Source organism: Agromyces sp. NPDC052230 (genome assembly GCF_040679595.1).
Taxonomy (GTDB): domain Bacteria; phylum Actinomycetota; class Actinomycetes; order Actinomycetales; family Microbacteriaceae; genus Agromyces.
In genome coordinates this window covers 237,853-258,035 of sequence record NZ_JBFAVC010000008.1, presented here as the reverse complement: position 1 = coordinate 258,035, position 20,183 = coordinate 237,853, and the positions used below count along the sequence as shown (strand labels likewise).

The 20,183-nt window shown below is 69.5% G+C and carries 18 protein-coding genes and 1 pseudogene; 15 read left to right on the top strand and 4 right to left on the bottom strand.

Annotated elements, in window-relative coordinates:
* Positions 1–246 precede the first annotated feature (246 nt).
* The 6 genes from AB0K73_RS18030 (at position 247) to AB0K73_RS18005 (ending at position 6,843) form a co-directional block, all read left to right on the top strand.
* A complete protein-coding gene (locus AB0K73_RS18030) occupies positions 247–2,685 on the top strand; it encodes a M14 family metallopeptidase (RefSeq protein ID WP_360516324.1) in 2,439 nt (812 codons plus the stop codon).
* Positions 2,686–2,882: 197 nt separating this feature from the next.
* Positions 2,883–3,788 carry a lytic transglycosylase domain-containing protein gene (locus AB0K73_RS18025; protein ID WP_360516321.1) on the top strand — a complete coding sequence of 302 codons (906 nt, stop codon included), beginning with the start codon at positions 2,883–2,885 and terminating at the stop codon, positions 3,786–3,788.
* On the top strand, positions 3,785–4,357 hold the full coding sequence (locus AB0K73_RS18020; protein WP_360516318.1) for a putative glycolipid-binding domain-containing protein: 573 nt from the start codon (positions 3,785–3,787) through the stop codon (positions 4,355–4,357). The genes AB0K73_RS18025 and AB0K73_RS18020 overlap by 4 nt, the downstream gene beginning before the upstream one ends.
* Positions 4,358–4,433: 76 nt before the next feature.
* Entirely contained in the window at positions 4,434–4,694 is a 261-nt protein-coding gene (locus AB0K73_RS18015) for a BatC protein (RefSeq protein WP_360516315.1), read from the top strand.
* Positions 4,691–5,926: a cupin domain-containing protein gene (locus AB0K73_RS18010; protein ID WP_360516312.1), complete on the top strand. Its 1,236-nt coding sequence runs from the start codon at positions 4,691–4,693 to the stop codon at positions 5,924–5,926. The genes AB0K73_RS18015 and AB0K73_RS18010 overlap by 4 nt, the downstream gene beginning before the upstream one ends.
* Before the next feature lie 62 nt (positions 5,927–5,988).
* Positions 5,989–6,843 carry a sucrase ferredoxin gene (locus AB0K73_RS18005; RefSeq protein ID WP_360516309.1) on the top strand — a complete coding sequence of 285 codons (855 nt, stop codon included), beginning with the start codon at positions 5,989–5,991 and terminating at the stop codon, positions 6,841–6,843.
* Here AB0K73_RS18005 and AB0K73_RS18000 read toward each other — a convergent pair.
* Positions 6,816–7,958 (bottom strand): lipocalin-like domain-containing protein, encoded by a 1,143-nt coding sequence (locus AB0K73_RS18000; protein ID WP_360516305.1) that lies wholly within the window; start codon positions 7,956–7,958, stop codon positions 6,816–6,818. The genes AB0K73_RS18005 and AB0K73_RS18000 overlap by 28 nt on opposite strands.
* 130 nt (positions 7,959–8,088) lie before the next feature.
* Here AB0K73_RS18000 and AB0K73_RS17995 point away from each other — a divergent pair, with 130 nt between their 5' ends.
* Positions 8,089–9,729 carry a GMC family oxidoreductase N-terminal domain-containing protein gene (locus AB0K73_RS17995; protein ID WP_360516301.1) on the top strand — a complete coding sequence of 547 codons (1,641 nt, stop codon included), beginning with the start codon at positions 8,089–8,091 and terminating at the stop codon, positions 9,727–9,729.
* A gap of 162 nt (positions 9,730–9,891) precedes the next feature.
* Positions 9,892–10,830 carry an SMP-30/gluconolactonase/LRE family protein gene (locus AB0K73_RS17990; protein WP_360516298.1) on the top strand — a complete coding sequence of 313 codons (939 nt, stop codon included), beginning with the start codon at positions 9,892–9,894 and terminating at the stop codon, positions 10,828–10,830.
* A 44-nt stretch (positions 10,831–10,874) separates the two neighbouring features.
* Here the strand turns inward: AB0K73_RS17990 and AB0K73_RS17985 are convergent, their stop codons facing one another.
* Positions 10,875–11,654, bottom strand: coding sequence for an NAD(P)H-binding protein (locus tag AB0K73_RS17985; RefSeq protein ID WP_360516295.1), 780 nt, complete (start codon positions 11,652–11,654; stop codon positions 10,875–10,877).
* Positions 11,655–11,731: 77 nt separating this feature from the next.
* Here AB0K73_RS17985 and AB0K73_RS17980 point away from each other — a divergent pair.
* Together AB0K73_RS17980 and AB0K73_RS17975 are read left to right on the top strand one after the other, a co-directional pair.
* A pseudogene (locus AB0K73_RS17980) lies at positions 11,732–12,154 on the top strand (sigma-70 family RNA polymerase sigma factor); the annotation flags it as partial.
* Positions 12,155–12,231: 77 nt separating this feature from the next.
* The gene (locus tag AB0K73_RS17975) at positions 12,232–12,600 is read left to right on the top strand and encodes a hypothetical protein (protein WP_364775647.1); all 369 of its coding nucleotides are present in this window, start codon (positions 12,232–12,234) and stop codon (positions 12,598–12,600) included.
* Between the two features lie 36 nt (positions 12,601–12,636).
* Here the strand turns inward: AB0K73_RS17975 and AB0K73_RS17970 are convergent, their stop codons facing one another.
* Entirely contained in the window at positions 12,637–13,308 is a 672-nt protein-coding gene (locus tag AB0K73_RS17970; RefSeq protein ID WP_360516289.1) for a YdeI/OmpD-associated family protein, read from the bottom strand.
* Between the two features lie 92 nt (positions 13,309–13,400).
* Between AB0K73_RS17970 and AB0K73_RS17965 the strand changes: the two genes are divergently transcribed.
* The 4 genes from AB0K73_RS17965 to AB0K73_RS17950 all read left to right on the top strand — a co-directional run bounded on the left by AB0K73_RS17965 (position 13,401) and on the right by AB0K73_RS17950 (position 18,877).
* The gene (locus AB0K73_RS17965; protein ID WP_360516286.1) at positions 13,401–14,792 is read left to right on the top strand and encodes an FAD-binding oxidoreductase; all 1,392 of its coding nucleotides are present in this window, start codon (positions 13,401–13,403) and stop codon (positions 14,790–14,792) included.
* Complete coding sequence (locus tag AB0K73_RS17960; protein WP_360516283.1) at positions 14,789–16,126, top strand: class I SAM-dependent methyltransferase; 1,338 nt, start codon at positions 14,789–14,791, stop codon at positions 16,124–16,126. Before AB0K73_RS17965 ends, AB0K73_RS17960 begins: the two co-directional genes overlap by 4 nt.
* Before the next feature lie 241 nt (positions 16,127–16,367).
* A complete protein-coding gene (locus AB0K73_RS17955; protein ID WP_360516280.1) occupies positions 16,368–18,272 on the top strand; it encodes an FAD-binding monooxygenase in 1,905 nt (634 codons plus the stop codon).
* A 110-nt stretch (positions 18,273–18,382) separates the two neighbouring features.
* Entirely contained in the window at positions 18,383–18,877 is a 495-nt protein-coding gene (locus AB0K73_RS17950) for a MarR family transcriptional regulator (protein WP_360516277.1), read from the top strand.
* Between the two features lie 30 nt (positions 18,878–18,907).
* Here the strand turns inward: AB0K73_RS17950 and AB0K73_RS17945 are convergent, their stop codons facing one another.
* Entirely contained in the window at positions 18,908–19,576 is a 669-nt protein-coding gene (locus AB0K73_RS17945) for an HAD family hydrolase (RefSeq protein ID WP_360516274.1), read from the bottom strand.
* Positions 19,577–19,676: 100 nt separating this feature from the next.
* On the opposite strand from AB0K73_RS17945, the gene AB0K73_RS17940 reads away from it, so the two are divergent.
* Positions 19,677–20,174, top strand: a complete 498-nt coding sequence (locus AB0K73_RS17940) for a bifunctional nuclease family protein (protein ID WP_360516271.1) — start codon at positions 19,677–19,679, stop codon at positions 20,172–20,174.
* The last annotated feature ends 9 nt before the right edge of the window (positions 20,175–20,183 follow it).

Below are 20,183 nucleotides of genomic sequence, written 5' to 3'. Positions count from 1 at the left end.
GCGTCGAACGAGTGGGGTCGCAGATCGACCAACGGTGCATGCGAGGCGAGTTTTTCCGTACGTCTCGGACTTTTGTCGCTCTTGACGGAAGAAGTCGCCATCCAATAGACATAACCCACGCACCGTCGCGGCCCGCAACCTGGGCGACGACGGCGCCGTCGGAAGTTGCGCTGTCGCGTCATCCGTCGCGTGATTCCCGGCATCGAGCTGCACGACAGCGCCAGAAGCGATGGGGAGGAACGCCTGATGTCAACGATGAGACGGAGAACACTCGGGGGGCTGGCGACGGTCGCCGCGGTCGGCGGGCTGGTACTGACGAGCCTGATGCCGATCGGGGCTGCGGCCGGTTCGGAGACCCCGCCCGAGTTGATGCACGACGCCCACGAGGAGGTCGGCGTCGTCGAGGTGGTGCTGCCCGACCAGACCGAGCTCGATCGCCTGGTCGGCACAGGGGTCGACCTCGATCACGGCGTGCACGTGAACCCCGACGGCACGATCACCGCACACGCGGTCATCAGCGACGGCGAAGCCGAGGCGCTCCGAGCGCGCGGGTTCACCGTCGGCAAGACCGTGCACGACGAGGACGACACCGAGTCGGTGCTCGCCGAACGCGACGCGACCATCGCCGCGGCCGTCGAGGAGAACGAGGAGTTCGCCGCGGCCGCCGAGAGCGCCGCGGTCTCGGACGTCAAGATCATCCGCGCCGACTACTACACCTCGTTCGGCGTGGGTTACCTCTCCGTCGAGGCCAAATGGGCCGGCGGGCAGACCAGCTCGGCACAGCTCACCGTGCAGCGCGACAGCGGGCCCGGCACCGAGCTCGGCTCGGGCGGCACGCAGAACATCTCGCGCTTCGTGGACGCGGGCGTGTACCTGTACCACCGCGGCGCAGCGGTCGTGCCGACGCGCCCCGACACCATCAGCATCACCAGCCCGACCGGTGACGTGGCGACGGCGAAGGTCAACGACTGGCTGCCCATCGAGGGTGAGCCCGAGGTGAGCCCCGACTACCAGTCCGACTTCATCACGTCGTACCTCACGCCGACGGAGCTGTACGACCGCATCCAGGCGCTCGCGGCGGAGTACCCGGAGATCGCCGAGATCGTCGAGCTGCCGAACGAGACCAACGGTTACCGGCGCCTCGCGCAGGCCGTGCTCGGCACCGGCAACGCCAGCCGTGTCGCCATCGACTCGACGGCCTGGGGACACGAGGGCGGCAACGACCTCCGCGTCGCGATGGCCGACCCCGGTGCGGCGGACTCCCCGCTCGACGTCACGGTCGCCGGCGACGACATCACCGTCTCGCTCGCCACGAACAGCGCCGGCGCCGTGACCAGCACCGCCGCCCAGGTGGTCGCAGCGATCAACGCGTCGCCCGCGGCATCCGCTCTCGTCACCGCCTACACCTACCGCGGAAACGCGGGCGCCGGGGTCGTCGCCCCGGTCGCGGCCACCGCGCTCAGTGACGGGCTCAACGCGCCGTCGACCGTGTCGCGCGACCCGCAGTCGGTCTATGCGATCCGGATCGGCAAGGTGCGCGACGGCTCGAAGATGGGCGTGCTTGCGTACGCCCAGGAGCACGCACGCGAATGGGTGCCGCCGCTCGTCACCATCGAGGCCGCGGAGCGCCTGCTGCGCAATTACGAGCTCGACGGCAGGACGAAGCAGCTCGTGAACAACCTCGACATCTGGATCGTGCCGTCGGTGAACCCGGATGGCGGTCACTACTCGTTCTACGACTTCGCGTCGCAGCGCAAGAACATGACCAACCACTGCTCCCGCACCGGCAATGCGGACTACCTGGCACGCAACGCCTGGGGCGTCGACAACAACCGCAACTACGACACGTACAGCCTGTTCGATGGGTACGACGGCGCGTCGACCTCGTGCACGAGCGGCACCTACGCCGGTCCGTCCGAGCTGAGCGAGCCGGAGAACGCCAACATCGACTGGATCGCGTCGCAGAACGACAACATCAAGTTCGCGATGAACCTGCACAGCTCGGGTAACTACTTCATGTGGTCGCCCGGCGCGTACATCTCCGACGGTCGCATCTCGGCGCCGCGCCCGACGCTGGAGGAGGAGTCCTACTTCTGGGGCGCCTCATCACGCATCCTCACGGAGATCAAGCGGTACCGGGGCATGTCGGTGACGCCGGCGCGCACCGGCCCGATCTCGGACGTGCTGTACTCGGCCGCCGGCAACTCCGGCGACATGCTCTGGTACAAGCACGGGATCTACGCGTGGAACTTCGAGGTCGGTACGCAGTTCCAGCCGCCGTTCTCGAACTCCAACCCCAGCGGCGCCTCGGCGCACGCGGAGTCGCAGGAGTACGCCAACGGCCTCATCGAGCTCATGCGCGTCGCACACGACTTCGGCAAGGACAAGGTGCGTCCCGAGAGCACCGTGGCCGTCTCGGCGAGCGGCGAGCCGGGCATGGTCGACCTGACCTTCGCCACGTCGGAGGCGGCCGCCGTGTTCTACACGCTCGACGGGTCCAAGCCCACCTACGAGTCCACGCTGTACGCCAGCGCCGGCATCCGTGAGGGCGGAGAGGTCATCACGGTCCCGGTCGGCACGACGCTCAACTGGTTCTCGGTGGACTCGGCCGGCAACATCGAGAAGAACTACCGACCCGACGGGAGCAAGACGAACTACAACAAGTTCACGGTGATCGCACCCTGATCCGCCTGAGCACTGCGGTCGCGGTCCCGCTCTCGGTGCCGCGGCCGCAGCGCTCCGGGTACGCCGATTTCCCGTTGCGGTTCGCCGTGGCGCGCGTACCCTGAAAGGACGGGATCGGCGAGCCACCCTCTCTGGAGACGGCGACGATCGACCCGCGGGCACCCCTCGTACGAACGCCCGAACGGAGCAGCTCACCGATGTCCTGGGACGATGACTTCAACCCCGATGACGACGTTGAGCAGCGCCCAGCGAGGGCCAGCGGGCGCGCCGCCGCGTGGCAGGCCGCACGACACGCACTGAGCTACACGGGCCTGGTTGCAGGCGTGGTCGCGTTGGCGGTCGGTGCGGTCTTCGCCGTGAACGTGGTGGGCCTCGCGACCAACCCCGGCGGATTCGAGGCCCCGCCCGTGAAGGGGCAACGAGCGGCCCTGCCGCCGGTGGTCCTGCAGCCCGCAGACGTCGAGCGGCCGGATGGACAGTCGGCCACGGGCGGAGACGACGCGGCGCTGTCCGACCCGGCGCTGTCTGGCTTGGCAGAGCTGATGGTGCCGCAGATCCAATCCGAGTGGATGTCGCGAACCGCCGCTGCGACCGGCATCCCCGAGCGCGCCCTGTCGGCCTATGCGCTCGCGCACGTGTCGATCGCCGAGGAGCAGCCTGAATGCGGTCTCGACTGGACGACCATCGCTGCGATCGGCTCGATCGAGTCGGATCACGGGAATCACGGCGACTCGGTGCTGGATTCGGCCGGGTACTCGTCGCCGACGATCATCGGGCGCGCACTCGACGGCAACGGCGTCGCGAAGATCGCCGACACCGACGGCGGACTCTTCGACGGCGACACCACGTGGGACCGGGCCGTCGGGCCGATGCAGTTCATCCCGTCGACGTGGGCGAAGTGGGCGAGCGACGCGAACGGTGACGAGGTCACGGACCCGAACCAGATCGACGACGCCGCGCTGGCCACGGCACGCTACCTCTGCTCGTCGGGCCCGATCACCACCCCGGAGGAGTGGCGGGCGGCGGTGTACTCGTACAACCACGACAACGACTACGTCGACAAGGTCGCGAGGGTCGCGAACGGGTTCATGGCCTCGTTGTGATCCTGTTCTGGCGCCGCAACGACGTGCCCGGCCTCGAACGGCTGGTGGTGACGGTCTCGCCCGACGAGATCGTCGCCGAGTCGACGGTGGTATGTCTCGAAGACGGCGGGTTCCGGCTCGACCATCGGTGGCGACTGACACGCGACTGGCGGGCTCGATCGCTCGAGGTCGAGCGCTGGGGCGCAGCCGACCATCGGCGGCTCGTCGTCGAACGCTCGGGCGACGGATGGCGCAGCGGATGGCTCGTCGACGGCGAACCCCGGCCCAATCTCGACGGCGCGGAGGAACCCGACCTCTCGGTCACGCCCTTCTGCAACACGTTCCCGATCCGGCGGACGCCCACGACCCCGGGCGATAGCCTCACGCTCGACACGTGCCACGTAGATGCGGCGACGATGACCGTGCAGCGATCGCGGCAGCGATACGAGCGGTTGCGGCCGAACCGGGTTCGGTACGTCGACCTCGGCGTGGCATCCGGCTTCGAGGCAGACCTCGAGGTCGACGACGACGGGCTGGTGCTGCGGTACGAGCACCTCTTCGAGCGGGTGCAACCCACCTCGCCGTCCTGAGATGTGTCCCGTCAAGCCGTTTCATCCGCCGAGGCCACTCGATACCCTGAGCCCAGACCCAACGAGAGGACATCGCATGACGATCAATGACGACGACATCACCCTCGAGCCCGGCGCCGAGGGCGAAGGCGAAGCCGACGGCGGTGCCAACCCGGCCGGCCACGACGGTGGCGCCGACGGGTCCGCCGCCGGCGGCGAGGGCACGGCCGACGGCGGCGCCAACCCGGGCGGCCATGACGGCGGCGCCGATGGTTCCGCGGCCGAGGGGGAGGGCCCTGCCGATGGCGGCGCCAACCCCGCTGGCCACGACGGCGGCGCCGACGGTTCCGCGGAATGACCCCAGCGGAGCGCGGGTCGGTCACTCGGCCCGCGCTCTCGCGGTGCATCCGAGTGTCGGCCGAGGAGTTCGCCGAGCGGCACTGGGGCCGTGAGCCGCTCCTCTCCACCGCGGGCGACCTCGACGCCGACTTCGAGGACCTGTTCTCGGCCGCGGCGGTCGACGAGCTCATCACCCGTCGCGGCGTGCGCACCCCATTCATCCGGATGGCGCACGAGGGAACCGTGCTGGCGGCATCCGCCTACACCGGCTCAGGCGGTTTCGGAGCGGAGATCGCGGATCAGGTCTCGGCCGACAAGGTGATGACGGAGTTCGCCGGTGGCGCGACCATCGTGCTGCAGGGGCTGCACCGGCTGTGGCCACCGATCATCGAGTTCACTCGTGCGCTGATCGACGACCTCGGGCACCCGGCGCAGGTGAACGCGTACGTGACCCCACCCTCGTCGCAGGGGTTCGAACCGCACTACGACACGCACGACGTCTTCGTGCTCCAGATCTCAGGCGAGAAGCGCTGGCACATTCACGCGCCCGTGCACGTCGACCCGCTACGCACCCAACCATGGGACCAGCATCGGGCCGCTGTCGCCCGCGCGGCGACGCACGATCCGGTGATCGACGCCGTGCTGCGACCGGGCGATGCGCTGTATCTTCCGCGCGGATGGATCCATTCGGCGACTGCGCTCGGCGCGACCTCCGTGCACCTGACCGTGGGCATGTCTGCGTATACGCGTGCCGATGTCGTCGACGCACTGCTCCATCAGGTCGGCGACATCCCCGCGCTCCGGGCGTCACTGCCGCTCGGCATCGACCTGCGCGACTCCGAGTCGCTCGAGCCGATCGTCGAGGAGACGGTGCAGGCCCTCATCGAGATGCTGCAGCGGTCGGATGCCTCGATGCCCACGGCCGGGCTCAGCGCCCGTTTCGACGCCGACACCCGCGCCGAGCCGGTCGCTCCGCTCGCGACCCTCGAGGCGCTCGCGGGCCTCGCCCCGGAGACCCCGGTGCGGTGGCGTCGGTCGCTTCCGGTCCGCATCACGACCGTCGACGACCGGGTCCGCATCGTGGCGCGGACCAAGACGCTGTCGCTGCCGGCCGAGGCCGAGCCCGCCGTACGACGACTCGCCACGGGAGACGTCGTCACGCCGGGGGAGCTGCCCGAGCTCGACGTCGAGAGCGCCATCGTCGTCGTGCGCCGACTCGTGCGTGAGGGGTTCGTGGTGGCATCCGGGTGACCCTCCCCGTCGAGCACTGGGCGCCGTGCAGCGACCGTGCCCGGGAGCGAAACGATTCGCTCGTGGGCACCGGTCCGCGTGGGCTGCGCTGGTTCCTCATCGAGGTCGCGGCGAGCTGGGGACACAACGCCCTGCTCGACGAGCCGTTCGATCGCGAGCTCGGGCGGGCCCTGGTACGACGGATCGAGGGTGTCGGCATGCGTGCCCTCGCCATTCGGCGCACCGGCCGCCGAATCACCCCGACGACGCAGCGATGGGCGATCGTCGATTCGCGCCCCAGTCGCGAGGCCGTGGTGTGGGGTGAGGCGACGGATGCCGCGGCGCTCCTGAAGGTGCCGCTCGATGGGTCCACCGGCATCCGGTCGTCGCGACCGCTCTACTGCGTCTGCACCCATGCCCGTCACGACCAGTGCTGCGCGGTGCGCGGACGCCGCGTGGTCACGGCGCTCGCCGAGGCACGCCCCGAGGAGACGTGGGAATGCTCGCACCTCGGCGGCGACCGGTTCGCGGGAACGATGGTCGTCTTCCCGCACGGCCTCTACTACGGGTACGCCGATGACGGCGACCCGGTGCGGATCGCGGACGCCTTCGAAGACGGGCGCATCGTGCCCGAGCGATACCGCGGGCGCAGCTCCCTGTCGCACCCGGCGCAGGCCGCCCAGCACTACGCACGCGAGGCGTTCGGCGATGACCGCATCGAGTCGTTCGCCCCGATCGCCGAGGAAGCTGACGGCGCCGGCTGGCGAGTACGCCTGCAAGCCACGGACGGCGTCATCACCGTCGAGCTCGACGAGGCCCGTTCCGAGCCGTTGCTCTCGACCTGCGCCGCGACGAAGTTCGTGCGCGTTCGCCGATACGAGCTTCGATCGCTCAGCAGCGAACGTCCGGGTCAGGATGACTCAGGCACCCGAGCGTGACCGAAGTACATCAACTCCCAGATGGCGTCATCGGTGTACTCTTCGACCCGCTCGCCCGACCGGAACAGTGTGATGGTCATCTGCCCGGCGAAGCGCAGGTACGCGCCGTCGAATCGTGCGAGCTTCGCGAGGAGGCGTTTCGTGCGCGGCAACCCGTCGACCATGAGCGCGCGGGCGAGGTTGCGTTCCCGGGTGAACGAGACCACGACCTCCTCGTCGCCGTGCGCGTAGGAGTAGCGGACGACCGAGGCCACGGGCTTGCCGGTGACGTCGTCGGTGTACACGCCCTCGGTCTCGAACCGCACCAGCGACGCGTCATCCGCCACGATCTCACCATCGCGCGCGAGCATGAAGACCGGAATCGCCTGATGGCCGTATTTCTCCACCGACGTGATGTAGGACGCGATGACGCTGTATGGACCGGCCTGGCCGCGCGCCCAGTACCAGTTGTGGATGATCTTCAGCAGGCCCACGTTGCCCCAGTTGTGGTCGTGATACCCGACTCCGGTCACCGTCGTCGTCACCCCGTCGACGGTGTAGCTGCCCGCGACCGCGCCCTGCGGCACGGCGGGCAGCCATGCGAACTCCAGTTCGCGGTTCGCACCGAAGAGCAGGTGCCCCGTTGCCGGCCGCCATGGCCGGATCTGCCCGGTGAGCGTCACGTCGATCGACACCTCATCGGCCGTCGCGGTGATGCGGTAGGTGTGCAGATCGCCTTCGAATCGGTTGCCGGCGATCCGCAGGTCGGCCTTGTCGGTCGCTGACGACCAGGACGCGGCCGGTAGGTTCACCATCTTCTCGAACGACCGGCCGTCGGGCAGATCGAGGCTGAGTCGCAGCAGCGGCGACAGGGGCTGGTTGGGATTCACGACGTCCTTGTTCTGGAACACCACGACGACCTTCGCCCCGTCGTCGAGGTGAGCGTCGAAGTACCACCACTCGTAGGTGCCCCGCCGGTTGTCGGTCCGGGCGCCGTCCTCCCACCGGGCGATCGTGGTCGGGTCCAGTCCGAACCGCGCGTAGTCGGCTGGGTCGTCGGCGACGGATGCCGTGATCGTGTACGCCATGGGGACTCCCTCGTCGGACTCGGATGCCGAGATGATCGGATGCCGCATTCTCACTGTGCTCCTCGCGGTCGTGGGTGTCGAGCAATCTCGAGCCGTGCATCCGTCGGCGTGGCTGCGACCTGCGTCCGTCGAGCGCTACATTGAGACGTCTCCCAGCCCCCGACGAAGAGAGCATGCGATGGATGCAGCGAGCGTCGACTTCATCGTCGTCGGGGCAGGGTCGGCCGGATGCGCCGTGGCGAGCCGTCTCTCGGAGAACCCCGCGCACCGCGTGCTCCTGCTCGAGGCGGGGCCGGCGGACGACCGGCTCGAGATCCGCATCCCGGCCGCGTTCTCGAAGCTGTTCCGCTCGCCGATGGACTGGAGCTACGACACCGAGCCCCAGCCCCAGCTGAACAACCGGAGCATCTACTGGCCGCGCGGCAAGGTGCTCGGTGGGTCGTCGTCGATCAACGCGATGATGTGGATCCGCGGCTTCCCCGAGGACTACGACGAGTGGGCCGAGCTCGCCGGCGAATCGTGGTCGTGGAAGGCGCTGCTCCCGTACTTCCGCAAGGTGGAGCGGGTGGAGCGGGTGGAGCGGGTGGAGCGGGTGGAGCGGGTGGAGCGGGTGGAGGGGACATCCGGCGACGAAACCGGCCATGCAGGTGCCATCCACATCGAGTCGCAGCGCTCGCCGCGGGCGTCGACGGCCGCCTTCCTCGAGGCCGCCCGCGAGATCGGGCTGCACGAGATGGTGGCCAACGGTCCGGTGCACGACGGGGTCAGCCGCACCATGGTCAACCAGCACCGCGGCGTGCGATTCAGCGCGGCCGACGGGTACCTGAAGCCGGCCCGCCGACGCCGTAACCTCATCATCCAGACGGACTCGCATGTCACCCGGGTGCTCTTCGAGGGCACACGCGCGGTGGGGGTCGAGTACGTGCGCGACGGGGTCACGGCAACCGCTCGCGCCGACCGCGAGGTGATCCTCTCGGGCGGCAGCGTGAACACCCCGCAACTGCTGATGCTGTCGGGCATCGGCGACCGTGACGAGCTGCAGGCGCACGGAATCCCCGTCGTCGCCGAGTCACCCGAGGTCGGCAAGAACCTCAAGGACCACCTCGTCGTCGGGCTCATCGTCGAGGCACACGACGACACCCTGTTCGCCGCCGAGCGGGCCGGCCAGCTGGCGAAGTACCTGGTCTCGAGGAAGGGGATGCTCACCTCGAACGTCGCCGAGGCCTACGGGTTCGTGAAGAGCGACCCGGGTCTCGACCTCCCCGATGTCGAGCTCATCTTCGCCCCGGTCGCGTTCATCGACCAGGGGCTCACCCCGCACACCGCGCACGGACTGACGATCGGCACGATCCTCCTGCGGCCCGAGAGCAGCGGCACGGTGAGCCTCGCCAGCGCGGATCCGTTCGACAAGCCGCGCATCGACCCCCGGTACCTCTCCGACCCCGACGGCAAGGACCGCGCAGCACTGATGTTCGGCCTCGGCGTATGCGAAGATCTCGTCGCCAGCGAGGCGATCGGCCGGGTGTCGAGCCGCCGATTCATCCGACCGGTGGATTCCGACCGGATGTCGCGTGCCGAACGCGACGCCCTCGCCATCGACGAGTACTCGCACACCCTCTACCACCCGGTGGGCACCGCTCGCATGGGGTCCGACACCGGTTCGGTCGTCGACGAGGAGCTCCGCGTGCGTGGTGTCGAGGGGCTGCGGATCGCGGATGCCTCGGTGATGCCCGCGATCATCCACGGCCACACGAACGCCGCCGCGATCGTGATCGGCGAGCGAGCGGCCGACCTCATCGCGCAGGGCGCGCGGGTCTGAGGAAACGGGCGGCATCCATCGGTCTCCCCGCGGTATCCTCATCGTGCCGAAGCAACACCCGACCCGGGTGGGGAAAGTGAGGCGGCGCGGGCCGTCGGTTCGCACCCCACGACGAAACCCACGGGTGGTTCGGCCGGACCACCCGAGATTGGACAGGTCCGCATGCCGATCGACCGCGACGTGCCCGTCATCGAGGCGCAGTTCGTGCGCCTGGATGAGCGATTTGATGGGCTCGATGGCGACTTCGTCGTCGAACGCATCCACACCGGAGCACGCAAGAGCGAGGGCCCCGTGTGGTTCCCGGCCGGACGCTACCTCGTCTGGAGCGACATCCCGAACTCGCGCCTGCTGCGCTGGGACGAGACGAGCGGCGCGGTCGGGGTCTTCCGTGAGGACTCCGGCTACGGCAACGGCAACACCATCGACCGCCAGGGCCGACTCATCACGTGCGAGCAGGGCACCCGCCGAGTGACCCGCACCGAGCACGACGGGTCCATCACCGTGCTCGCCGACGCCTTCAACGGCCGGCCGCTCAACAGTCCCAACGACGTCGTCGTCCGTCACGACGGGACGATCTGGTTCACGGATCCGCCCTACGGCATCGCCGGAGACTACGAGGGCAACGCCGCCGAGCAGGAGCAGGACGGCCAGTACGTCTTCCGGCTCGATCCGTCGACGGGTGACCTGACCGTCGTCGCCGACGACTTCGTCCGCCCGAACGGACTGGCCTTCTCGCCCGACGAACAGCGGCTCTACATCGCCGACACGCGGCAGGAACCGAGCCACATCAGGGCATTCGACGTGCTGGCGGATGGAACGCTCGAGGGTGGGGAGATCCACGCCACCTGCGACCACGGCCGGTTCGACGGGCTGCGGGTCGATACCGAGGGCCGGATCTGGGCGGCCGCATGGGACGGAGTGCACTGCTTCGCCCCCGACGGCGACCTCATCGGCAAGTTGCTCCTGCCGGAGTCCGTGGCCAACCTCGCGTTCGGCGGGCCGAAGCGCAATCTGCTCTTCATCACCGCCGGCCGATCGGTCTATTGCCTGCGGGTCACCTTCAACGGCGCGCTCTACCCTCCGGCAGCTCTGCCCATGTGACCGGGAGGCGACGGATGCCGCTCGCAGCGCAGCCGTCGGCCCCGTCACCGGGGGTCGGCCGGCATCTCGCGCTGCTGCAGGTATTCCCGCCAGGTGCGCGTGCCGCGCTGCACCCGGGCACCCGCGAGGTTCTCGCCGGCGCGATAGGCGCGGCCGACCGCTCCGGGCAGGCGGACCGGCAGCCGCGGCCGACGCCTGCCGCCCGAGACCTCGAGGAACGTCGACACGAGTTGCGTGACGTCGAGCACCTCGGGCCCGGCCAGGTCGCTGACGAGTCCGGCCGGCGCGCCCAGCGCGAGCTCGGCGAGTCTCGCTGCGACCTCGTCGCCGTGCACCGGCTCGAAGCGGAGCCCGCCGGGCACCGGCAGCAGCGGCATCCGCGCCATGCCGCGGGCCACCGGGAGCACGAAGTCATGGAGCTGCGCCGCCCGGAGCACGGACCACGGGATGCCCGAGCCGGCGATCAGGCGTTCGGCCTCGGCCTTCGCCCGGAAGTAGCCGATGGGCATACGGTCGGCACCGATCACGGAGATCAGCACGAGATGCCGCACGCCGGCGTTGCGTGCCGCGGCCACCAGGTTTCGGGCGGCGACGTCATCACCCTTCGCCCCGCCCGCCAGGTGGAGCACGACCTCGACACCGTCGAGCGCCGCGGCGAGTCCGTGGCCGGCGACCGTGTCGCCTGCGACATGCTGGATGCCGGGCTCGGCCGCTCGCGGATGCCGGGTGAGGAGGCGAAGGTCGCGGCCGGCGTCGAGCAGCAGGGGCACGACGCGACTGCCGATGTTGCCGGTTCCGCCGGTCACGAGCAGGGGTGCGGTCATGATGGAGTTCCTCTCGTGTCACGTTCGAGGCCCTTGCCTCGTCGACATCCCGACGAACGAACGCGAGGAGATGTGACATGACCGATCGACGAATCCTGGCTCGGCGATTCGAGACCGAACGACCCCGGCTGCGGGCCATCGCCACGCAACTGCTCGGCTCGGCCGCCGACGCCGATGACGCCGTGCAGGAGACCTGGCTTCGCCTCGAGCGAGCGGATGCCGCGGGCATCGACAACCTCGCGGCGTGGCTGACGACCGTGGTGTCACGGGTCAGCCTCGACCTGCTGCGCGCCCCGCGCCGCACCCGCGAGCACTCGTGGCAGGTCGAGCCGTGGCGGGACGAACCGGTCGCCGAGGACGCCGATCCCGCCGACCTCGTCGCGCGGAGCGACCGGGTGAGCGTCGCGTTGCTCGTGCTGCTCGAGACGCTCAGCCCAGCCGAGCGGATCGCGCTCGTGCTGCACGACGTCTTCGGCCAGCCGTTCGAGGAGATCGCCGCGGTGCTCGACCGCTCACCCGAAGCTGCTCGGCAGCTCGCGTCCCGGGCACGCCGCGCGTGCGTGGCGCCGAGGAGCCGGTGCAACCCGACCGGGAACGCGGCCGGCGGATCGTGGACGCCTGGCTCGCCGCCGCCAAGGACGGCGACCTCGGTGCGCTCCTCTCGCTGCTCGACGACGGCGCGGTACTGCGCGCCGACTTCGGCACGTCGACCCAGCGCCTCGAGGGTGCACGAACCATCGCCGAGCAGGCAGTGCTCTCCGGCCGGCTCGCGGCGCACTCGACGCCGATCCTCATCGACGGCCGACCGGGCGTCGCCGCGGTGATGGGCGGTCGCGTCGTGTCGATCATGGCATTCGAGATCAGCGACGACCGGATCGTCGGGCTCGACGTGCTCGCGGACCCGGCGCGGCTCGAGGCGCTCGGGGTGGAGCGGGTGGTCGAATAGGGCGCTACTCGACCACCGAGGTCTCGATACGCTTCGCTACTCGACCGCCGAGGCGGCCCGCGCCGCCTCGGCGGCCCGCTCCACCCACTTCGGGGTCTCCCCGTAGCGCTGGAACGGCACCACGCGGCCGGCCGCGCTGTCGTCGATGAGTTGCACGAGCCGCTTCTCGCGCGTGGCCTCCTGCTTCGCGGAGACCACCCAGTGGCTGGCCTGCCGGCGGTAGGTGGGCGTGGCGGCCTCCCAGAAGGCGGACGCCGCGGCATCCGCTGCCAACCGCGCCACCGCTTCGGGCGGCAACTCGCTGTCGGGGTTCTCGTGCGAGTACACGCGCGACCGGTCTTCGCGTCGACGCTCGAACGCGGCGATGCCGGCCGGATGCATGCGCCCTTCGGCGGTGAGGCGTTCGACGAGGGCGATGTTCACGCTCGACCAGATGCTCGAGGGCTTGCGCGGGCTCCAACGTTGGCGGCGCGCGTCGTCGTCGATGCGCTGCGACACCGAGTCGATCCATCCGAAGCACAGCGCCTCGGGCACCGCCTGCTCCCAGGTCAGTGCTCGGTCGGGCACGTGCCTCTTGTAGAGGCCCATCCACAGCTCGGTCTCGGTGTCGTGATTGGCTTCGAGCCAGGAACGGAACTCCTCGGGGCCCGAGAAGAAGATGGCCGGCCGCTCGGGGGTGCCGCCGGGCGTGCCGATCGTCGTCGTCATGGCACGAGTCTGCCAGCCGCCACCGACGAAGCCGTCGACCGCCGGAACGCAGGCGGGTGGTCGCATCGCACCCCGCGGACTACCGTGGAGACGTGTCCGTTTCCGCGACTGACGCACGGACCGCTCACGCCGCAGGCGTGGAGCGCCTTCTCGAGAGCTACCGGGCGGTTCCGCCGGCGGCGACGGTTCGGCTCGCCAAGCCGACCTCGAACCTCTTCCGGTCGCGTACGAAGGCCGACGGAGCGGGCCTCGACACGTCGGGGCTGACGCACGTCATCGCGGTGGACCCCGCGGCCCGCACCGCCGACGTCGCCGGCATGTGCACGTACGAAGACCTCGTCGCCGCGACGCTGCCACACGGGTTGGCGCCGCTGGTGGTGCCACAGCTGAAGACCATCACGCTCGGCGGCGCCGTGACCGGACTCGGCATCGAGTCGACGTCGTTCCGCAACGGGCTGCCGCACGAGTCGGTGCTGGAGATGGACATCCTCACCGGCGCCGGCGAGATCGTCACCGCCTCGCCGAGCGAGCACGACGACCTGTTCCGCGCGTTCCCGAACTCCTATGGCACGCTCGGCTACGCTGTGCGCCTCCGCATCGAGCTGGAACCCGTCGAGCCATTCGTCGCGCTCACGCACCTGCGGTTCCATGCCCTCGCCGACCTCGTCGAGGCCATGGACGACATCATCGAGACCGGCCGCCTCGACGGCGAGCGCGTCGACTACCTCGACGGGGTCGTCTTCAGCGCCGACGAGAGCTACCTGTGCGTCGGCAGGCAGACCGCGGCATCCGGACCCGTCAGCGACTACACGCGCCAGCAGATCTTCTATCGTTCCATCCAGCACGATGACGGCGCGAGGCACGACCGGCTCACCATCCACGACTACCTGTGGCGCTGGGACACCGACTGGTTCTGGTGCTCGGAGGCGTTCGGCGCGCAGCATCCGCTCATCCGACGGCTCTGGCCGCGGCGCCTGCGGCGAAGCAGCTTCTACTCGAAGCTCATGAAGCTCGAGCGGCGATTCGACCTCGGCGATCGCCTCGAGAAGCTCAAGCGCCGCCCGCCGCGCGAACGCGTGATCCAGGACGTCGAGGTGCCGATCGAGCGAAGCGTCGAGTTCCTCGACTGGTTCCTGGCGAACGTGCCGATCGAGCCGATCTGGCTGTGCCCGCTGCGGTTGCGCGACGGAATCGGCGACAGCGCCGGCTGGCCGCTGTACCCGCTTCGCCCGAAGCAGACGTACGTCAACGTCGGCTTCTGGTCGACCGTGCCGGTCGGCTCGACCGAGGGGGAGACGAACCGGCGGATCGAGCGCAAGGTCGGCGAGCTCGACGGACACAAGTCGCTCTACTCCGACTCCTACTACTCGCCCGACGAGTTCGACCGGCTCTACGGCGGCGACGCCTACGGTGCGGCCAAGGCGAAGTACGACCCCGATTCACGGCTCCTCGACCTCTATGCGAAGGCGGTGCAACGACGATGACGACGTTCAAGGAACGACCGACGGGTGCGGCGACGCCGGCGAAGGCGCCGGAGCACGAGGGCAAGCTCACCCTCGCCGAGATCCTCGAGATGCTGGCCGGCAGCCGGCTGCCGCTGCGGTTCACGGCCTACGACGGGAGTTCGTCGGGGCCGCCCGACGCCCCGTTCGGGATCGAGTTGAAGACCGCGCGGGGAACCACCTACCTCGCGACCGCGAGCGGTGATCTCGGGCTGGCGCGCGCCTACATCGCGGGCGACCTCGAGATCCACGGCGTGCACCCCGGCGACCCCTACGAGATCCTCAGGGCGCTCGCCGACGAACTGGTGTTCCGGATGCCACCACCGCGCGACATGGCCCGGATCGTGCGGTCGATCGGGGTCGAACACCTCCGGCCGATCGCGCCGCCACCCCAGGAGGCGCCGCCGCGGTGGCGTCGCGTCGCCGAGGGGCTCCGCCACAGCAAGTCCCGAGACGCCGAGGCGATCCACCATCACTACGACGTGTCGAACACCTTCTACGAGTGGGTGCTCGGGCCGTCGATGACCTACACCTGTGCGTGCTATCCGCGAACCGACGCGTCGCTCGACGAGGCGCAGGAGAACAAGTACCGGCTCGTGTTCGAGAAGCTGCGGCTGGAGCCCGGCGACCGGCTGCTCGATGTCGGATGCGGCTGGGGCGGCATGGTGCGCTACGCCGCTCGCCGCGGCATCCGCGCCACCGGCGTGACGCTGTCGCGCGAGCAGTCGTCGTGGGCGCAGGGAGCCATCGCCGAGGAGGGCCTCGGCGAGCTGGCCGAGGTGCGCCACGGCGACTACCGCGACATCCGGGAGACCGGCTTCGACGCCGTGTCGTCGATCGGGCTGCTCGAGCACATCGGCGTGCGCAACTACCCGTCGTACTTCCGCTTCCTGGGTTCCCGACTGCGCCCAGGCGGCCTGCTGCTCAACCACTGCATCACCCGTCCCGACAACCGGTCGCGAGCATCGACCCGTGGATTCATCGACCGGTACGTCTTCCCCGACGGAGAGTTGACAGGGTCGGGTCGCATCATCACCGAGGCCCAGAACGCCGGCCTCGAGGTACTGCACGAGGAGAACCTGCGACCGCACTACGCGATGACCCTGCGGGACTGGTGCGCGAACCTCGTCGAGCACTGGGACGAGGCGGTCGCCGAGGTGGGGCTTCCGACCGCGAAGGTCTGGGGCCTGTACATGGCCGGATCGCGCCTCGCGTTCGAGACCGGCGGCATCCAGTTGCATCAGGTCCTGGCGTTCAAGCCCGACGAAGGGGGCGGCGTCGGCGACCTCCCGCTGCGGCCGTGGTGGACCCCGTAGGGCGCCGGGTATCGAGATCGAAAGGTCGCGGATGCAGGGTGGCGCCGTGCATTCGCGACTTCTCGATCAGAAGGGATCGGGACGGAGCCCTGAGCAACGGCGATTCGGCCCGACTTGCCGGGCGCGCGGCATCCGTTTACTATCAAATGCGCGATATGTGAATTCCGAGTTCGATAATAGAACAGCTGCCGTAGCAAGGACAGCGCAGAGCGCCCAACACACAGCGAAGTGAGGAGTCCCCGTGCAGTTCCACCACCACGGTTATGTTTCCGAGGAGCCGCGGCTCAAGCCCGCCGCGGGTGTCGGGCTCAACCGTCCCGAAGAGCTTCCCGACGAGGTCGATGTGCTGATCGTCGGCACGGGCCCTGCGGGCATGATCGCCGCGGCGCAGTTGTCGCAGTTCCCGAACATCACGACCCGCATCGTCGAGCGTCGCCCCGGGCGGCTCGTGATCGGCCAGGCCGACGGCATCCAGGCGCGCAGCGTCGAGACGTTCCAGGCGTTCGGATTCGCCGAGCGCATCATCGCCGAGGCGTACCGCATCACCGAGATGGCGTTCTGGAAGCCCGACCCCGCCGACCCGTCGAAGATCGTGCGTTCCGCTGTGACGCAGGACGACCCCGCCGGCGTCAGCGAGTTCCCCCACCTCATCGTGAACCAGGCGCGCGTGCTCGACTACTTCGCCGAGGTCGCGGCGAACTCGCCCACCCGCATGACGCCCGACTACGGCTACGAGTTCGTGGGCCTCGAGATCGCCGACGAGGGCGAGTACCCGGTCGCCGTGACCCTGCACCGCACCGCGGGGGAGCACGAGGGCGAGCACCGTACCGTGCGCGCGAAGTACGTGATGGGCGCCGATGGTGCGCGCAGTCGCGTGCGCGAGGCGATCGGATGCCACATGGTGGGCGACAAGGCCAACCACGCCTGGGGCGTGATGGACGTGCTCGCCGAGACCGACTTCCCCGACATCCGTACGAAGTGCTCGATCCAGTCGGAGGCGGGCAACATCCTGCTGATCCCACGTGAGGGCGGGTTCCTGTTCCGCATGTACGTCGACCTCGGCGTCGTGCCCGAGGACGACTACGGCGCGGTGCGCGAGACCCCGATCGAGGAGATCATCCGGCGGGCGAACGCGATCATCCACCCGTACACCCTCGAGGTGAAGAACGTCGCCTGGCACAGCGTGTACGAGGTGGGGCATCGCCTCACCGACCGGTTCGACGATCTGACCGGCGACTCCGTCGGCTCGGCCACGCCGCGGGTGTTCATCGCCGGTGACGCGTGCCACACGCACAGCGCGAAGGCCGGGCAGGGCATGAACGTGTCCATGCAGGACGGCTGGAACCTGGGCTGGAAGCTCGGCCACGTGCTCGAAGGTCGCAGCCCCGAGAGCCTGCTCGCGACGTATTCGGCGGAGCGCCAGGTGGTCGCGAAGAACCTCATCGACTTCGACAAGGAGTGGTCGACGCTCATGGCCAAGAAGCCCGAGGAGTTCGCGAACCCCTCGGAACTCGAGGACTTCTACGTGAACACCGCCGAGTTCCCCGCCGGCTTCATGACCCAGTACGCGCCGTCGATGATCGTCGGCGAAGACGCCCACCAGGACCTCGCGTCGGGGTTCCCGATCGGCAAGCGCTTCAAGTCCGCCGAGGTGGTGCGGGTCGGCGACGCGAACCCGATCCACCTCGGCCACCACGCGACGGCCGATGGGCGTTGGCGCATCTACGTGTTCGCCGACCAGGCCCGCGCGGGTGAGGCATCCGCCACCACCGACCTGGCCGAGTGGCTCGCCACCGCGCCCGGATCGCCGGTGACCGCGACGCCCGAGGGCCTCGACCGCGACGCGTGGTTCGACGTGAAGGTGATCTACCAGCAGAACCACTCGGAGGTCGACCTCGGTGCCGTGCCCGAGGTCTTCAAGCCCCTCGTCGGCCCGTTCCAGCTGACCGACTACGAGAAGGTCTACGCAGCCGACCCCGCGCGGGGAGAGGACATCTTCGACCAGCGCGGCATCGACCGCGCCGGTGCCGTCGTCGTGGTGCGCCCCGACGGGTACGTCGCGAACATCCTGCCGCTGAACGCGACCGAGGAGCTTGTCGCGTTCTTCCGCCCGATCCTCAGCACCACGGAAGCCGCCACGGTCTGAGCGACCACGCAGCGACGGCGACGGATGCCACGTGGCATCCGTCGTCGTCGTCATTCCTGCGCTTCGCCGGGGTACCGTCGAGATATGCCTCCCAATGTGAGTGAGCGCGAGTGAGTGAGCGCGATGACGAGGTCGACCTGCTCATCGACGCGTGGTCTCGTCGTCTTCCCGACGTCGACCTGACCCCGCTCGACGTGATGTCGCGCCTCCGGCGCGTGTCGAACCGCCTCGGCCGGCTGCGCGCCAGTGCCTTCAGCGGAGCCGGTTTGGCCGCGTGGGAGTTCGACGTGCTCGCTGCGCTCCGCCGTGAGGAGGCGCCGCACGAGCTGAGCCCCGCCCAGCTCATCGAGGCCACGATGATCGGCAGTGGGGCGATGACGAATCGGCTCGACAACCTCTCGCGTCGCGGACTCGTCGAGCGGCGACCCAACCCGCGCGACGGACGCAGCGTGCTCGTGCGGCTCACGGCCGACGGAGCGACCCACGTCGATGACGCCATGCGGCGGCTCGCGGAGCGCGAGGCCGAGGCGCTCCGCGGCCTCTCGCACGAGGAGCAGGCGACGCTCGCGCGGCTGCTGCGGCGGCTCGCGGCGGACTCGGACTAGGGGCGAGGCCGAGGCCGCCGCCGAGGCCGCTCAATCGCCGATCACAGCGTCGAGGTGAGCGAGGAGATCGCCCGGGTCGTCGAAGATCGCGAGTGCACCGGCGTCCGTCAACTCCGCGTCGGAGATGCCGCCCGAACGCAGCCCGTAGGCGCGCACCCCGGCACGGCCCGACGCGATCATGTCCCACGTCGAGTCGCCGACGAGCACGGCGTCGGCCGCGTCAGCCCCCGCGCGCTGCAACGCGACCTCGATGATGTCGGGCTCGGGCTTGGCGGGGCCGACGTCGTCGGCGGAGGTGGTCGCATCAATGGAAGCCTCGGCATCGAGCGTGCGAAGCAGCACGGCGAGTTCGTCGTCGGGTGCCGACGTCGCGAGCACGACGCGGATGCCGCGGCCGGCCACGGCGGCCAGGAGATCCCGCGTCGCCTCGAACGTACGCAGGCGCGGCGCGAGATCACGGTAGTACCCGCTGTGCAGCCGCTTCGCCCGCTCGATCCACGCGGAATCGCGAACGCCTGCCACCGCGGTGACCAGACGTTCGGAGTCCTGGCCGATGGCGCGGTGCACGCGCCACGCGTCGGTCTCGACGCCGAGTTCGGCGAAGGCGTGCTGCCACGCCTCGACGTGCAGGTAGTTGGAGTCGACGAGGGTGCCGTCGATGTCGAACAGCACGGCGCGCGGCCGGGTCGGAGTGCTCATGCGCCTGTTCTACCCCGCGCTGTCGACCGGACACCATGGCTTGACGCCGTGCTCGACATACGATGGCTGTGTCTCACCCGATCGTTCGACGGGAGTCAGCATGGTTCAGGTCCGCGTGCTCGGCGTTGCGCTGGATGCCTCAGGGCAGCACATCATCCTGCTGAAACCCCTCGGCGAGGCGCCCAGCGAGGGACGCGTGCTGCCGATCTGGATCGGCGGGCAAGAGGCCACGTCGATCCTCATCGCCATCCAGGGCGAGCATGCTCCGCGGCCGCTGACCCACGACCTCATGAAGACCCTGCTCGACACCGTGGGTGCCACCGTCGATCAGATCGAGGTCACACGAATCGACGAGGGGACGTTCTACGGCGAGATCTCCCTCACGACACCGACGGGTTCGCTCGTGCTCGACGCGCGGCCGTCCGACTCGGTCGCGCTCGCCGTGCGCACCGAGGCGCCGCTGTTCGTGGCCGACGAGGTGCTCGACGAGGCCGGGATCCCCGCCGAGATGGTCGAGCCGCACACCGAAGACGAGGAGGCGCTCGACGAGTTCAAGAAGTTCCTCGAGGACGTGGACCCCGAGGACTTCCAGGGCTGAGGCGCGGAT